The sequence below is a fragment of the Microcystis sp. M49636_WE2 genome (assembly GCF_030065375.1).
Lineage (GTDB): Bacteria > Cyanobacteriota > Cyanobacteriia > Cyanobacteriales > Microcystaceae > Microcystis > Microcystis aeruginosa_C.
Map to the genome: position 1 here is coordinate 1 of NZ_JASJFG010000534.1, position 16,973 is coordinate 16,973.

Annotated in this window: 12 protein-coding genes and 1 CRISPR repeat array; of the genes, 2 read left to right on the forward strand and 10 right to left on the reverse strand. The window is 41.7% G+C overall.

The window, feature by feature from the left end; translation table 11 throughout:
* Together PX484_RS12375 and PX484_RS12380 are read right to left on the reverse strand one after the other, a co-directional pair.
* The coding region (locus tag PX484_RS12375) for a DUF6679 family protein (protein WP_288104070.1) at positions 1-294 on the reverse strand (294 nt) is incomplete at its 3' end.
* Between the two features lie 352 nt (positions 295-646).
* A complete protein-coding gene (locus PX484_RS12380; RefSeq protein ID WP_287669155.1) occupies positions 647-1,498 on the reverse strand; it encodes an alpha/beta fold hydrolase in 852 nt (283 codons plus the stop codon).
* Between the two features lie 231 nt (positions 1,499-1,729).
* On the opposite strand from PX484_RS12380, the gene PX484_RS12385 reads away from it, so the two are divergent.
* Positions 1,730-2,182, forward strand: a complete 453-nt coding sequence (locus PX484_RS12385) for a hypothetical protein (RefSeq protein ID WP_287765223.1) — start codon at positions 1,730-1,732, stop codon at positions 2,180-2,182.
* Positions 2,183-2,550: 368 nt separating this feature from the next.
* Positions 2,551-2,823, forward strand: a complete 273-nt coding sequence (locus PX484_RS12390; RefSeq protein WP_002804354.1) for a lipopolysaccharide assembly protein LapA domain-containing protein — start codon at positions 2,551-2,553, stop codon at positions 2,821-2,823.
* A gap of 223 nt (positions 2,824-3,046) precedes the next feature.
* Here PX484_RS12390 and PX484_RS12395 read toward each other — a convergent pair whose 3' ends face one another.
* The 8 genes from PX484_RS12395 to PX484_RS12430 form a co-directional block, all read right to left on the reverse strand.
* Positions 3,047-4,522 (reverse strand): hypothetical protein, encoded by a 1,476-nt coding sequence (locus PX484_RS12395; RefSeq protein WP_287765221.1) that lies wholly within the window; start codon positions 4,520-4,522, stop codon positions 3,047-3,049.
* 4 nt (positions 4,523-4,526) lie between these two features.
* Positions 4,527-6,449: a type III-B CRISPR module RAMP protein Cmr6 gene (cmr6, locus tag PX484_RS12400; RefSeq protein ID WP_287765219.1), complete on the reverse strand. Its 1,923-nt coding sequence runs from the start codon at positions 6,447-6,449 to the stop codon at positions 4,527-4,529.
* A 63-nt stretch (positions 6,450-6,512) separates the two neighbouring features.
* Positions 6,513-6,902 carry a hypothetical protein gene (locus tag PX484_RS12405; RefSeq protein ID WP_287765217.1) on the reverse strand — a complete coding sequence of 130 codons (390 nt, stop codon included), beginning with the start codon at positions 6,900-6,902 and terminating at the stop codon, positions 6,513-6,515.
* A 20-nt stretch (positions 6,903-6,922) separates the two neighbouring features.
* The gene (locus PX484_RS12410) at positions 6,923-7,486 is read right to left on the reverse strand and encodes a Uma2 family endonuclease (RefSeq protein WP_287669167.1); all 564 of its coding nucleotides are present in this window, start codon (positions 7,484-7,486) and stop codon (positions 6,923-6,925) included.
* 9 nt (positions 7,487-7,495) lie between these two features.
* Positions 7,496-8,275: a type III-B CRISPR module RAMP protein Cmr4 gene (gene cmr4, locus PX484_RS12415; RefSeq protein WP_008200464.1), complete on the reverse strand. Its 780-nt coding sequence runs from the start codon at positions 8,273-8,275 to the stop codon at positions 7,496-7,498.
* Positions 8,276-8,717: 442 nt separating this feature from the next.
* A complete protein-coding gene (locus PX484_RS12420) occupies positions 8,718-9,845 on the reverse strand; it encodes a type III-B CRISPR module-associated Cmr3 family protein (RefSeq protein ID WP_287765215.1) in 1,128 nt (375 codons plus the stop codon).
* Positions 9,845-12,856, reverse strand: coding sequence for a type III-B CRISPR-associated protein Cas10/Cmr2 (gene cas10, locus PX484_RS12425; RefSeq protein WP_287765214.1), 3,012 nt, complete (start codon positions 12,854-12,856; stop codon positions 9,845-9,847). Before cas10 ends, PX484_RS12420 begins: the two co-directional genes overlap by 1 nt.
* Before the next feature lie 117 nt (positions 12,857-12,973).
* Positions 12,974-14,227: a helix-turn-helix transcriptional regulator gene (locus PX484_RS12430; protein ID WP_002800580.1), complete on the reverse strand. Its 1,254-nt coding sequence runs from the start codon at positions 14,225-14,227 to the stop codon at positions 12,974-12,976.
* A gap of 320 nt (positions 14,228-14,547) precedes the next feature.
* A CRISPR array of direct repeats spans positions 14,548-16,851; the repeat unit is 36 nt; unit sequence CTCTCTACTCGCTAGAGAAATTAATTGAATGGAAAC.
* The last annotated feature ends 122 nt before the right edge of the window (positions 16,852-16,973 follow it).

Sequence of the window (16,973 nt, forward strand, 5' to 3'; positions counted from 1 at the left end):
GGGAGAATGGGGATAAAGTTGTTCTGCTTCCGGACAATCTTCCGAGACATTAATATCAGGATTCGTCCGCGACACCGATGCCAGTTTTCTGCTCACCGCACCGATACTTTCTAAACGCACCATTTCTTCCCAAGAACTAATCTCGTCTTCTTCTTCTGTTTCGTAGCGAATGGTGACGAGATCGCTTTCTAGATCGATAATACGAGCATTATCAATCCATCTTTGCTGATCGCGCAAGAAAATGCAGACTTCCTGACCATCCATACAGAATTGATAAATCTTGCGGTGTAACATAAATTGCTCCTAAACAACTTCTTTTGTTGGATTTAACTAACGGGAAGTGACAAAATGCCAATCTTAGCAATAGCTCAAAAATTCCCGCGGATAACACAAAAGGGAGAAAAATTCCGCTAGTAGTGGCAAGAATGGGTAAGAAAAGTCAGGTTTCCAGTTTGGGGCTACGTTCTTCAAAGACATCGATTCGATTAATAGACGGCCTCGGCGATCACTAAAAAATCGCCCTTATAGAGTCATTGTTACATAAATTTTCACTTCATAACAGTATCTGTGGATGGAATGGGGTGATGGGGTGATGGGGTGATGGGGTGATGGGGGAATTTCAACTAAAACCTCAACACTTAACCCCCTAACACCGATGCTGATTTAAAATAGCCATCATCTTTTGGGCCACCGCTGCTGTTTGTTCGAGCATGGCAAAATGACCACAACCGGATAACTCAATCACGTTGCCGCCAGTTTCAAACAAAGGATGAAAACTGGCCAGATGGTTAACGTACTTAACTTCCATAATCGTATCCTCTTTCCCCGCCAGAAAATAGACCGGCTGCGGGAGACGGGAGACAATCTGTGGTAAGAGATGAACTTCGCTGATAGTGGTGGTTTCCAAAAGTGACCCTAGGGCCGCTTGGTAATCGGCCCGGACAAAATCAATCACTCGCTGTTTGCCCCATTTTTTACTTAGGGTTTGCTTGACCATCATCCGCGAGAATAAAACATCAATCAAGGGAACACGGGGCAACCAAGGCGGTCTTCTCTCTAAGATCTGTCTTCCGGCTTCCCGAAATCGCTCAAATTCCTCCTTTAGATAGATGCCGCCGCCGGCATTCATACAGATTACCCCTTTAATGCGTTCAGGACAGCTATCCGCGGCCCACAAAGCAACACTACCACCGAGGGAATGACCGACTAACCAAGCAGCATCGAGGTTTAAGCGGTTAAGAAGGGTAATAACGTCTTGGGAGTAGGATTCAAGGTTATAACTGCTAGGAGGACTGTTAGAGGTGATTTTTTGGGAGTCGCCAAAGCCCCGGAGATCATAAACTAGACAGGGATAGTCTGGGGAGAGAATATCTACCAAAGGCTGCCAGTAGTGACGACTCAGCAGCCAACCGTGTATAAAGACTAAAACCGGTTTATCCGCTTGGGGCGAAAATAACTCGTAACTGTGGGATACTCCCGATATGTCGATGGTAGGCATATAATCAATCTCAACCTAAGTTAAACCGTTGATAGGGGTTACTAGGGAAACTTCTAGAGAAAAATCGGTGTATTTAGCCTTGTTTATAGAGCAAAATCAGGGAAGCTTAGGATTTTCCCTGATAGCTGATCAATCAATGCTATAGACAATTTCAAAAGCTTCTACTTTAAGTATAAAACACTGGGGATACCTCCCTAAAATAGGATGAGAACCCTAGACTAGGATTTATCTATGAAATGCGATCGCTTTTTGACTCTTTCCCTCGTGTTAAGTCTGGGATTAGTTTTTCCCCCTTCTTTACCCGCTCAAAATCCCCCCGCTACCACCTTTCACCCGGGTCCTTGGCAACCTGTTGCTAGGGTGAATATGAGTCGTCCCGTGGAGATCAAAATTATCAATCAAACCGATATTGACCTCAATTATGACCTATCGGCCAATATTAATTCCTCTCCCCAATTATTATCTCCAGGTGCGGAGACAACCCTAAGAGGTTTCGTAATTCCAGCATATATTCTGATTAATCGGGCTAATGCCGCCGCGGATCGCTATTCTTCTAGTTTAATCTATGCCGTAGAAGTCAATCAGGATAATTTAGTCACGATTACTGTCACCAAAGTTCCGGGGAGTACCCCCGGTTATACCACCTTTAACATCAATCAACAGGGTGCTATTTATATTTACTAGCTCTAGCTTAGGGCGATCAGACTACAATTATATGATCGCGATCGAGATTTATTCGAGATCGATCGACAATTGTAACGTTTTAGTCAATTAACGGTAATTTCCGCCCCACGGAGGTTAAATTAATAGGGGTATAACTCCCAAATTAAGTAGCTGGTTATAATTAAATTAAAAATGGATTTTAGGTTCGATCCCCCCTGCCCCCCTTGATAAGGGGGGAAGCCGAAGGCGGGGGGATCCCCCTTGATAAGGGGGGTGCCGATCCCCCCTTAGTCCCCCCTTAATAAGGGGGGCATCTGATAATTTTTCAAGCCTACCTACTTAGCCTACAAAAGGTTAAAAAATATCCTACAAACCTGGCGAGGACAAGCATGAATACAATCACTAATTTTTTAGCTAGTGCTATTGTCGGTGGTTGGATTATGACTATGGCAGTTTTTGCTATCCAAAATATCCAACCAGTTTCTTTAAAGTTTCTACAATTTGAGTCAATTAAAGTACCCATCGGCATTTTATTGGCTTTTTCTTTGGGAATAGGATTTTTTATGGCCGCAGTTATTCCGACTTTTTTGAGAAAGTCGAAAAAATCTCCTCGCAGTCGCTTTTCTTCCCCAGAATCGGGGTTAGACGAATTGGATTTTTAAATAGTCTTTTGACTGGCTAATTTATCGGCTCTCTTAGGGTTTGGTGGCTAAAATGTGTTCTAAGATACAGTCTTGCCAGCGAGGGACTGGAACGAACCACAAAGACACAAAGGACACGAAGATCGATCGGTCTTATATAAGTTAAACTGATCACACAAAGAATAAGAGAGCCATTTATCGGCAGCACCCCAAGTGATTGTAGGGGCTAATTGCATTTTGTACTTTAAACAACATTATAATTTTTGATAGCTGTTCTGACTCTCTCATGAATAGAAGCAAATAAACTTCCTTGCCATAAATAATTAAATTTATTTTCTGTGATTAGATTGAGACAATTTAAAATTCGCTTTTCCCAGTCTTTTTGATTGTAAGTATCTTTTCCCCAAGCTTGATATAATTCTCCCTCACTAATGCCACCTAATTTATGAGATAATCGATTTCTATGATTACGCAATTCTTCAGAACCCCAAGCTTTTAAATTCTTAAAGTTTGCCTGGGGAGAAGTGAGAGCAATATACTTCTCTATTAATCTCTGTTGAGTGCGACTATCTAGCTTAATTTCAGAGACAGGATTGCCATTATTAACAAAAAGTTCTTTAAGAGCAGGATATTTATTCAACACAGATGATTGTAAAGATGAATAAGTATATTCAGAATTAACCATATAGTCTTTAAATTCATGTTTTAAACACTCATAAATTAAGCCTTCTACCGCTCGGAAACTATGAAGCATAGCCTCGGTTGTATTTTTTTGTTTTAGTCTAACTACTGCGGTATAAGCTTGTTCATAGGCCATCCACCAATATTGTTGATGCTGCTCTTTTTGTTGATTATTGAAACTAAAAGAAGCGGATTGAAAAAAATCTTCAAATTGTCCTTGATTCCAGCTTACTCCAGATTTAATTAGAGCATAAGTTTCTTTCCATTTTTGTTTATTTTGTTCATAGTAAGGTTTAACTAAGTTATGAAGACCAGCATAATCATAGCGTTCTAATAATTGTAGGGCTTGTTGTCGAGTGCGATCCCAAAGATAGTTAGTCCCTAAAAAAGGCCCGGTGTAATCTGAAGAAATTCCCTTTTGATTGTTAGAAGGGGTGGGAATAAATTCATAGAATTTAATATCGTTTCCATAAAAACTCAATCCCGAAATTCTCGACGCTTCTGAAGCTTGCCCCACCCCACCTTTTAAGCACAATAAAATGGGTTGATCAGGTTGAGGTTCTATATTTTCTTTCCATACTTGTTGCCACCAACGGAACATTTCCTCGAAGTTAGAAGGGTTTTCATCATTTCTACCTATATAGAGAATATTTACTACCAAATCAGAATTTAATTTATTTAGCCAATACTTAATTAATTCTCCTGAGTAAAGAGTATCTTTTTCTCTTTCTTTTACTGTTTCATTTTGATCAGTTACTACTAAATAAACTTTTTCGAGATCATTGATTTTATCTTCCAAAAGCTTACCCAAAATGACTGGTTTTACTTGATCGCCATAATATTCAATGTTTTCCCAAAGGTATTGGGATATTTCTCGAAAAGATGATTTTTCGGTCAGAGCTAAATCAGACACTACTTCTATCTGTTCTCCGAGAATATCACCTTTCATACGATCATCGCCAATATTATACCAGTCACCAGTGGTGACTTGAAACATTAAATCTCTGGTTCCGATCGTTGCAACTAAAATTGATTTCATGAGATTATAAAGGGAATATTTGAGCAAAATTTTGAGGACTTGTATTACTTCTTAATTGTTTGATAAACTCTTGACGGGGATTCAGATTAGCGCCGAATACAGTAACTATCTGGTAATTTCCTAAATCAGCAATCCACACGGGAGAAGGTTTAGCTCCACCACTGACTTTACCACAGAGATTACCATCATATTCTCTTTGACCATTTTTACCGGTAATTTTCAAAGTATCACTGTGAAGAATGGCTAAAGCATGGGGTTTACCTCTTTGTTCATTTCCTGCACAGACAAAAATTTGACAGTTACTATCGGCCGCATCAATCCATTGATTTTGTGAAACTTGATCTACTGTTCTGAGATTATTAGTATTGATATTGGTTTCACTAATTTTATCCAAAATACCATAAAAATCTTGCAATCTTTGCTGAAATTGTTGTTTAAACCCCTGCACATCCTTGGCAATTGCCCAAAAATCTTCTTCACTGTCAATATACAATGTCGAACCACGAAACCAGGGGGCGTATTCACGAGTTTTGCGAGAATAATTAGGTCGTCTTGCACCTTGACCAATACCACCCATATCAGCTAAAAACCAAAGCAAATTTTTAGCTAATTTTTTAACATCTTCTTGTTTATCTTTTGGGGTTTCAGAAGATAAAGATAAGACTAAAGTTCCCCGTTGTTCACCACAAGGATCATTTTTACCCTGAGCATTGGTTCGAGGTTCTTTTTGGGTAACTTTACCCTCAAGAATATTCACTTGTAGATAACCGTATTTTTTAGGATTAATACCTCCAAATAATTCAGCTTCAATCTTTTGAACTTCGTTAATAGGTAAAACTCCAGAGGCCAAAACACGAAACCAGTATCGCAGCATCGATTTAAAGGCTGTCGGACGAACTTCTGCAACGGGTGCGCTCCGCATTTGCCATTCATTGCGTCGCTCATTCCATTGCCATTGGGTGAATCGTTGATAACCATGAATTAATTGACCTTCTAGCTCGAAATCCAAGCGATAAAATTCCGATTCTAATCTTTGGTTTTTTCCAGATAAGATCAATTGTCCATAACCAGTATTGACTTGTGAACCTATGCCAAGCTGTAAACCTTTTTTCAGCCATTGTTTTACCTTTTCAAGTATCTTTTCATCCTCACAGTTACTAGCTAGACGTAAACCAATTAAAAAAGTTGGTTCTTTGAGAGATAAAAAAGGATTAGGGTTAGGAGAATATTCCATAGAATCATCTTTCCATGACCAAATATTATTAGCCATGTCCATTTCTAACCCCCCGTTTTTAGAAGGTAAAGGATAGGCATCAAAAAAGACAACTTTACCCGTTTTATTTTTTTCCTCTTTGGCGTTTATATCGCCAAAATAGGGGGCGATTTCTTTTTCCGCTTCTTTCCATTCCAGATTATTTGTCGCCATGATTTCTCGGATGGCTTGGTTTCTGGCAACACCGCGCAATGTACTAGATGGAATATAGGGCATTCCGAGGGCATCAAAGGCAGGTAAAAGAATACTTTCCGGTCCGCGATGACCACCGACACGAATACGCCAAGTGGATTTGACTTGAAAAGCGATTCCGTCTTTCGCTAACAGTTGAGTACGTTGATTGAGTTGCTCAAGACGCTGAGTGTAGTTAGCATTTTCTTGGGCTGTTTGCAGAATTTGGGTTTTAGTCGCATCTTTGTGTGGATAGTCGGCAGCACGCATCCAACGGAGATATTCGACAAAACTGGCTGATTGGTCGGGTTGAGGTTCGTTTTCGGCGTTTAACCAGGGTGAGGGTTGAGGAGGATTGTTATTGCCGCCGCCGCCACTAGGAGGCTTTTTGGGGGGTTGGTGGTTATTTTGCTGCTGTATAGCCGGATTTTTTAGGGTGGGTTTTTGAGGGGGATTAGGACGTTGTAAGGGGCTATGGGACATAATAATTATAATTTCCTTTCTAGTTCAATGAATTATAAAAACTGTGGTGACAATTTACCTGAGTTAGTCCCCACTTTCCACATCGGGATAGATGGCATTAGCCCAGAAGCTAAATTCTTGGGCGATTTCCAAGCCTAAACCCGTTAATCCTAGATAATCATCGGTAGATAAATCCTTAAGAGTAGTTAAACCTTGAGAATTAGAAATATTATTTCTTTGAGATAACTTTTCTAGGCATTGAAAATACTTTTTAACGACCTCTTTTTTTCCTTCTTGATTGAGGGCAGTTTCTTCGGCTTTTAGGCGCATCATTCCCCAAGTAGAAAGATAGATATAAAGTTCAAGAGCTTGTTTTTTTTGTTCTTTGCGGCGACTATCATCACCAGTATTTAAATATAATTCTTGTAAAGCATTGAACACGGGATTGCTAATCGTTCTAGGGTCGAATGTCACGGTTATTTTGGCTCCAAAAGTTAAAAAATATTCCCTGACCAAAGGGCATCAAGAGAAATGATAATATCGGGAAATGCGGCGGCAGATAAAGTTCCTGTAGTAAATTTTTCTTGATATTGATAATCAGAATTTATCGGTTGACGGAAAACATAAATCTCTCGATTTTTGATGGCAACTACCCAATATTCTGCAATACCAGCTTGGGCATAGATGTGTTTTTTTTCGGTTAAGTCTTTACTGAGAGTTGAGTCGGAAATTTCGATTAACCAAAAAATTTCATCAGCATAGGGATGATGATCTCGATAGCGAGAACGAGGGGGAAAAACTACAGCGATATCGGGTTCAGGTTCTGAGTTTTCTAAGGTAATGGGTCCAACTTCTCTTACCCATGCTTTATCCTTGAGACGTTGACGGAGAAAGTGGGCTAATCCTTCTCCACTGTCTTTATGTAAAGGGCCTTCTGGACTCATTTCGAGAATATCTCCATTCAGTAATTCTACACGCCGATCGATTAAAATTCCCGCCGCAATCATGCGATGATAATCGACCACTGACCATTTAGCTAAGGCAAGATTATCAGTCATAAATTACCTCTACAATTGTTGCACAAAACCGCGTCCTAAACTTTCCTGCCCACCGATTTGAATAATGTCATTGTTTGCTAATAACCGTTTAAAATCAGCTTGGGATTTTTGTTTGGTTTGATTAGCTTGAGAGGTGACACCCCAAGGAAAATACATTAAGGTGTCGGGGGGAATAGCTTCTTCATAACGAAGTCCACCATCGACGGATTTATGCTCATCTAATTTAATTTTAACTTGTCGCCATAAACTCATTTGAATGAGAGTCGTGCAATGCTGATCAGGCAATACTAAGACTTGATTAATGCCACTGCTGACAGAGTTTTGGGGAATAAAACTTGACCAAGTTGACCAGTCTTTTAGATCATTATCCTTGAGAATGGCATCCTTGAGATAGACGTTCCTGTTAGCTCTTTTAAAACTACAGCTATATTCGGGGGGAATTGTCAGACGAGGATTAGTTAATCTTGTCCAACGACGGAGAAGTAAAGGCGAAGTGATCCAGACGACACCGTGACTTAGAGAAGAGATGGGCAACCAGAGAATCGAACCATCTCCTATCCAGATGTCTCCCTGTTCCAAGTTTTCTGCACCTTTATCGATTTCATTACCGAATAACTTAAATTTTAGGGTTTCTTCGGTAGCTAAAGAACGGATTTTCCCGCGAATCGTACTGGAGGGAATATATGGTAAAGTGGTATGGGATTCACGAGCAATACCCACTAGATTGCCTTCTTGAGTCATGCCTCCGGTGTGTAGGGGAGAAAGTAGATAGAAGTGAATTAAGTTCATGATTAATTAACCTGAGTTCAGGATAAGTAAAAGGACGGGTAGTAAGCTGAAAGTAACCTAAAATTCCGATAACCTGTCCTAATATTTAGTTTAGATGCTTTATTTGATCCTGTAGATGATTTCTGTCACCAGTTTGAAGGGCATTGGCCTCAGAAGTTATGGCATCATGGAGTAATCAAACGAGTAAGGGCAAAAAGTCGGCTCGCTTATTCTTTGTTTGATCAGTTTAACTTAACTATAGAAGCGATCAATTTTTGTGTCCTCTGTGTCTGGAGTGGTTCCTTCCACTCCCTCGCCAGCAAGACTGTATTTTAGAATACATTTTACCCACCAAACCTAAGAGAGCTAAAAGTCTCTGTTTAAGTGAGATAATGACCATTTTGATTGCTTGTCATCAAAATCATTAACGCAATTTTCAGCACTTCTATCTCGATCCTGTAGGTTAACTATTCTCCTTATAGTTTATCCAAAGTAATTCTGAGTAGCCTAATTTGCGCCAGCGTTGGTGATATTCGGGACTATCGGGCTGATCTTGAAATAGGCGCTCGGGTTGATTTAAATAGTATTGACTACCCGGGGGGGCGGCGAAGACTTGGGGGGCGGGAATGCTAGTATTTTCTTTTGATTGAATGCGGCAACTGATGGGGATAGCTCGATCGGTTGCGACACTGACTAAATTGCCCGGTTTCTGATTACTATTAACAGTATGGGCGAGTTTCCATTCCCAGGGCCAAGAGCGACAAATGGCTTGATTATTATCGTGACGGCGTTCAAAAATACCGGGGGTAACGAGATAGGCGATCGCTTTATTTATTTGTTTAAAGTTCTCCTCGGATTTTTGTTTTAACTCTTGCCATTGTTGACCTAAATTATCGCATTTTTCCAGTATAACTCGGTGTCCTTCTCCTCCTAACCGCAAAGTTGTGGGAGTGGGAATATTAACATCGATTCCGATCGCTATACTCCAACCGGGTAGCATTCGGATCGCTTTTTCGACAAAGTATCCATCGGCATCTTCTACCTGTTTACTTCCCGGTTTCATGGCGTTATGGGAACGAATTTCTTCTCGCCAGGGTTTATCTTCTCCTTTGTGTTTTACTAACCATTGGCAAGGGTTGATCGCTCCTGTTTTTAAATAATCGAGAATAACTTTAAAAGGTAGATACTGACGATATTTACCTTCTTTCTCTTCTTCCGCTTCATTTTCTCGATTTTGGCAATTTTTGTTAGGTTTAGCCTTAGCTAAGGGGGCAGGTTTCGAGCGATCCCAAAATATATGGTTTTCTGAAATCGTTAAATTATCACTCCAAGAAATAGGAATTAATGGGTCAGAATTGGCGAATCCTAAAGGACGGGGTAGATATAAAGTATCTCCAGCAAAAGATAGGAATGGACCGGTGATTCTAAAATAGCCATTTTTAGAGCGATCTAGTAAAGCACTTAAAGCACCGGCGATCGTGTGACCGTTGGGGGGAAATGTACTTCCGGCCCAGGCTCTTTCTCCGGGGCTAAAGGGTTTGGCATCGCGTAGGAGAAGAACATCTAGGGGAGTGATTGTGTACCAATACATTAAATGGAACCTCCGATCTTAATCTCTCTTTTTCGAGTCATAAAAGCCGCTAATTTCATCCAGCTACGCACGGCTTCGTTAAGATCATTAGGATCATTTTCCGTGGTTAACCAAAGATGTTTGAGAAAGTTGCTTAGGTCTTTTTGAATCTGCTCTGTTTGTTTTTCTGATAAGTTCTCGCGACGGTTACAGAAGGCTTTTGTCCAGGGGAAAATCGCTTCTTGTACTGGTGCGGGATGTTGTTCCCAAATTGTCGCAGCTTGTTCAAAGATACTGGCATCTAAATTCAATTCTAAGAGTTTTTGCCATTGATAAAAAACATCAAACTTAGCTGTAGATTTTAGGATGTTTCCGTTGCCGTAGAGAACGCGCACTTGTACAGCGTCTTTTTTGACTTTTTTGCCGTCAAAGTCTTTATAGGCGTGTTCCTTGGCTTTTTTCTCGGCTTCCCAGAGATTTTCTAGGGCGATAGCAAGGGGTACGGAATGATGAGCAATGACAATACCGAAACTGATAGTCGCCCGCTTTCCCATGGTAAATAGGGGACGTTTGGCGAGATTTTCGGGAGGTTTTTTGCCTTCCCATTGCCAATAGTCACCGGCGTTATTAAATTCCCCATGGGGGTCTTTTTCTCCCTTAAAACATTGCTGGATATCCCATAACCATTTATCCCATTCCCAGAGATTAGTATAGGCGAGAACATCATCACCGCCACCATAGATTAAGCGTCCTGCATAGCGTTGTTCGGTGAGGTAGGGAACGAGTTGATTAGAGAAGTCTAAAAGGGCGCGACTGAGGGCGCTATGGGTAGATGGACCCATGCGTTTATTGAGGGTGACAAAATCGCCAAAAGCTTTTTGTACTTCTTTTTCTAGGGTATCGGTTTCGGTCGGGGGATGATCGGCGTATTGATGAAGTGACTTAGGGATATATTCTCGATAGGGTTTCATTTTTTGGCCTTTTAACCATTCCCCCATTCCGTCACCATCTCCTGCGGCGATAACATACCAATCAGCCGGGTTATTGTTGGGATAGTTTTGGTCAATTAATTGGCTTAATTGATGGCGATAATTAGCCATTTCTTCATCGGTAATCTCTAGTTCTTCTACTAACCATCCCGCATTGAGAAATCGAGGGTGATAACGTTTATATTCTGGTTCGATGTGATCGTCAATGTAGGGGATTCCCCAGGGTTGGGTAAGTGCCGGGGGAATCTTTTTCCCGTCTTCTCTTAACCTACGCGAGATGGTGCGACAAGCGTGATGAAAATGGTCGAGATCACCGCCTGTTTTGAGATAACCGGCGACTCCCACGGTTAAATCGGGATAAGCGGCATCTAGACGCTCTTGGTCGCTATTTTTTAAGAGTTTTGGCAGGATTAGGTGTAATCCGCGTTTAACCGTTTCGGTGGCGTTGAGTTGTTCGATCCCATCGAATAATCCGGCATTTCGTTGCCAATATTCTTTGCTTGCTTTTTCGCTAATCCAATCGTTGTTACTATCGGGATGGACGACGGGGCCAAGTCCAGAAATGGTGGAACGGGGGCCGAAAGCGGTGGGAATCTGCCAATCGCGGGCATTTTTGACGGCAGCAAGGGCCGAACGGTTTTGATCGAAAGCACTACTCCACCAAGAACCAACATTAGAACTAAAGGGATGTTTTTTCCATTTCTCAAGGCGTAGTTTTCCAGCTTTTTGCAGAAATTCCTGCTCTTTTGTTAAGAATAGAGCTTTTTTATCGTAGAGATTATAAAGTTCGTTTTGTTTATCTCGCCAGCTTTGCGCTTTTTCTGGGTCTTCGGCTTGATTTTCGGCACTATTTTCGTTTTCTTGGTAAATTTCGCTACTGGTGAGGAGTTGGTCTTCTCTACCGATGGGGACCCCCACATAATAGGTTTGCCATTGGGCATTTAACCAACTGTCCCAGGTATGACTATTTTCTTTTAATTTGGGCATCCAGTGACGTTCTCCCAATTCCTCGAAAACTTGCCGACTAATTTCTTTCCATTCTTTTAATAAACTAGATTTAGCGGTTTGCATGGCCGCTGCCACCTTATCTTTGGGCAAGACGAGGATAATAATGTTGGGAAATCCGGCGGTTAGTAATTGTCGATCGCTCGGTGGGTCGATCCAGGGTTTAAAATCGGGATATTTTTCTAGTAACCATCGATCGATTAAGGGTTGTGCGTAGAGAGAGGGATAGATCAAACTATCGGGGCCGTATTGTTGGGCCAGTTGCCAGCAGACTTGAGCAGATAGATAGTGCAGAATCCAAGAACCTGCCCAAAAATCGCGCATTTTGCGGCTGGCTTTGATTAGTTCTTGCACAGGGGAAAAGGTAAAACTAACGAGATAAGCGTGGGATAATTGTTTTCCCGTCGGCCATTTATTGACCACATCCTCGGAGGTGAGATCATATCCCGCTAGGGTCCCGGCGATGGCCGCCGTTAAACTGGCATGACTCCAGATCGATCCGTCCGGTATTCTGGTTTCGGCGGGCATTAAAAGCAGATTTTCGTCATCGAGTAATTTCGTCGCCGCTTGGGGGAGACAGCGCCATAACCACCAAAATAGTTCTTTAGCTTCGTTTTCTGAGATTCCTGTGCGTAATCTGTCGGGAATTTGGTTAAATAGCCGTTTTTCCTGTTCTTTTAAGTAATCTGTGCGGTTAGAAGCGATTTTCTTATGGGTTGTGTCGGCTAATTTGAGATTTAAAGGTTCTCCGGAGAGGAGGTGACGCAATTCTAGACCTGTTTGTTGATCGTAGTTAACGAATTGGGTTAAACTACCGATCGCCGATCGATCGCTGGCTGAGGTGATATAGTCAGCTAGTTTGATTTGTTTGAGAATTTTTTTAGTCGATTCTTCGGGGTTATGTTTTCCCCACAACTTCATTACTTCTAAATCTCTCCAGAAGCTGTTATCACCGCGTCCTGAGTTGCTATGTAGGGCCTTGAAGACGGGATCGTGTAGTAGTCCCCAGATTTTCGCTTGCCAGTATCCTAGGGCCATAAACGCCTCAACTCCTTGCTGACCGATGTTCTCAGTATATCAATATGCCTTAGGAACCTCTAGAGATAACACGATATTTTGAAGATTTTTCTAAAAAGCTTCAAAAGCTTATCCCGTCTAAGTTTCTGGTGGTATGAATTTTTTACTATGATTATCGTCTGTTGGGGGAGAATATCGATCGACCAACATTTGCGCCGATCGCTGGTGTTTTTCCGCCATTTCTGGGGGAGAGAGAATCTGGGCCTGTTCGAGATAGCGCTGTACCCACCAGAGAAATTCTTCCAGGGAACGGGACGGGAGAGCGATGTGGTAATCGATCGAGTTAAGGATTTTCGTCTGCGGGTCGATCTGGGGATTTGTCAACTGCTGCCGGGGGTGACGCGCTTCTCCCTCCCAGATAAAGTAACTCACAGGATGAAAAAAGCGAACTTTAACGGTAATTAGGGTTAATTGTGCCGCTAATTCCAATTTTTGCGCTGCTAAATCCCCCAAATTCAAGCCCCAGCCATTTTTAATCAGTTTGTGGGCATTATTGAGGCTGTGGCGCTGTTCTTCGAGGGAGCGAGAGGGTTCTGGGAGGATTCGACAATGACCGGCGAAACGATTGAGTCGGCCGATGGCCAGACAGCCATCGGGATAGGTTTCGTAGAGGAGATACCAGCCAATGTCACGGTAAATTAACTGGAGGGGATAGATCGGGAAGGGCCCGGTAAATTTCTTTTGATAGGGATCGATCGGTCGGGCGATCTCGATTACCTCTCCCCGGACAATGGCCTGTTCTAGGGTGTCGATTTTCTCGTATAAAGTTTGGCGATATTTTCCCCGTTCCATCATCTCTTCGGGATCGGTATAGTTGATCGGTCGATCGAGTTGTTCCCAGACGGGATAGAGAAAGTCAGCCCGGGAGCCGAGTGTAAACCCTTGAAGACGGCGATCGAGTTGGTGATAGACCTGACGGATTCTCGGATCACCCTGATAGAGGGCCCGGGAGCGGAGTGCATCAAAGGCGATTTTAAGTTCGTCGGGACTCATAACCCCGGTGCCGAGATAATACCCCCAGCGATAGATGTGGCGATCGAGAATTTTGTAATCCCGTAGGGTCGTTATGTCTTTTCTCAGGGTGGCAATGGAGGGATATTCCGCAGGCCAACCGAGGGCGAGGGTGGCGGCGAGTTCTCTCACCCGTTCCTGTACTTCCGTTAATGCGTTGTGATCTTTCCCCGAATGGTAATTTTCCGAGGGATCGAGGGTTTGATAACCGACTCCGGGGTGTCGGACGAGGGTGGCGATCAGGAGCATAAGTCGCTGGAACTCGCGACTATCTCGTTCACGCAGTGTTCTTTCCCTAGGGGATTTGGGGTGCTGAGTCATACAGATGCAATCGGTTCAGTCAAGGGGAAAGCCGATATAAATTTACTTCACTCCGAGGGCTAGAAAATCCGATCAGGACTGGAAAAATTAGCCGCTCGATCGAGGGGTTAAATTATTGGCTTTTTAGGGTATCATCGACTAGCGACCGACAGGGGTGGGAGCAGATAACCTCGGTTTCCGGTAAAATCCCTCGATCTACCACAGGATAAGGGTTTTGTGGTTTATGGGGTTGACTGTGCGACCGTATCTAGCTATAATTAACTTATCCGTCGCAACTGGCTTCCGAACCCCAATCCTGTTCGGACGTTTGCCTACCGGCTCTCTCTACTCGCTAGAGAAATTAATTGAATGGAAACATCAGTGCTTAAATTTCGGTACATTTTGATACTCCTCTCTCTACTCGCTAGAGAAATTAATTGAATGGAAACAAAAGGATAGAACCGATATACTCACAGACAGAATGACTCTCTACTCGCTAGAGAAATTAATTGAATGGAAACTTAAACCCAAATTACGAGCGCAAGCTAATCGGCTATCTCTCTACTCGCTAGAGAAATTAATTGAATGGAAACTCGCACCCACCAAAGCAAACCGCTTTTCTTTAGTCCTCTCTACTCGCTAGAGAAATTAATTGAATGGAAACTGGAGATCGATTTTTCAGTAGCATCTAATCTATCCTGTAACTCTCTACTCGCTAGAGAAATTAATTGAATGGAAACGATTCGTACCATTCGCGCATTAACTTGGAAGTTTCTTCCTCTCTACTCGCTAGAGAAATTAATTGAATGGAAACATCTCTATACCGTTAGCATCGGCGAAGTCATTGATACTCTCTACTCGCTAGAGAAATTAATTGAATGGAAACCAATTAGGATTATCCGTGCATTCTTTATAGATTTGCAGCCTCTCTACTCGCTAGAGAAATTAATTGAATGGAAACTTGACAGTGCTTCTGAAGTGCAGACCTTTTATATTGCTCTCTACTCGCTAGAGAAATTAATTGAATGGAAACCCATTATCCGTAGAATGCTGTTGCTTTATGTCTTTTCTCTCTACTCGCTAGAGAAATTAATTGAATGGAAACTTGACAGCATTTCTTACCATTTCTTTTAGAGTTTTCATTTCTCTCTACTCGCTAGAGAAATTAATTGAATGGAAACCCAATAAAAAACGTCGATCGCCTCCTGTTCAATTGTCCTCTCTACTCGCTAGAGAAATTAATTGAATGGAAACTTGCGACCTTCATAGTTTGAACCGTCGTGAATTTCTACCACTCTCTACTCGCTAGAGAAATTAATTGAATGGAAACTCATTATCACCTCCCCAACTGGTAAAAAAGCTTAATTCTCTCTACTCGCTAGAGAAATTAATTGAATGGAAACTTCAGACGCTAACTTTCTTAATTCGGACATTTTTAGACTCTCTACTCGCTAGAGAAATTAATTGAATGGAAACAAATTTCGATCGTGAATTCTTCCCCGGGGAATCTGCGCTCTCTACTCGCTAGAGAAATTAATTGAATGGAAACTTAGGAGGATTTTCGTCATCTTCGTTGAATTCTGGGAAGATAATACTCTCTACTCGCTAGAGAAATTAATTGAATGGAAACTTGGATTGTCCATAGTTGGATCATTTCCTCTAATAGGCTCTCTACTCGCTAGAGAAATTAATTGAATGGAAACAATATTCCGTGGTTTCCCTCAAAACAGTCTTGGTTGCTCTCTACTCGCTAGAGAAATTAATTGAATGGAAACATTTTGTACAAAAGGAGTAGCGCAAATCATCTTTAGGACCCTCTCTACTCGCTAGAGAAATTAATTGAATGGAAACATTTTCTGTGTATTTATTAATTAGGCAAGTCTCTGCTCTCTACTCGCTAGAGAAATTAATTGAATGGAAACAGCGAACTGTTCGAGATATTTCCACGAAATCGAGCACTCTCTACTCGCTAGAGAAATTAATTGAATGGAAACTTGTCAGGGTATGGATGCTTCGCTTTTTCGGTATCCTCTCTACTCGCTAGAGAAATTAATTGAATGGAAACTCCCATTCAGTGGAATCGAGATTATTTCTCTCATCAACTCTCTACTCGCTAGAGAAATTAATTGAATGGAAACTAGATGGTGGTGGTGATCTGATATCCGATTAGATCAGTCTCTCTACTCGCTAGAGAAATTAATTGAATGGAAACCCCTCTCCCCACACTTCAAGAGCGACACGGTGCTTTCTCTCTACTCGCTAGAGAAATTAATTGAATGGAAACTTAATTCTGGGAATGTTTGAGTTAGTTCTTTTTTAACTCTCTACTCGCTAGAGAAATTAATTGAATGGAAACGCATTAATTTGGAAGTTTCTTCGATTTCGCTCTCAAACCTCTCTACTCGCTAGAGAAATTAATTGAATGGAAACTTTTACTGACAAGGAGATTGCCGAAATTTACGACGTCTCTCTACTCGCTAGAGAAATTAATTGAATGGAAACACGGTTCTCAAACACCCGAAAAAATGCAGTTGCCTACTCTCTACTCGCTAGAGAAATTAATTGAATGGAAACACCAATAAATCATAAAAAGGATCAGTAGTTCCGAACTCTCTACTCGCTAGAGAGAGAAATAGAATGGAAACCCGCTTTAAATTTTGGATTGAAATTTTGTGTTTATCTCTCTACTAGCGCTTAGACATTAGCTGAATCTCAACAGACGATTTAAATGCGCGGGCAGCTTATCCTATATGGTAATGTTTAATTA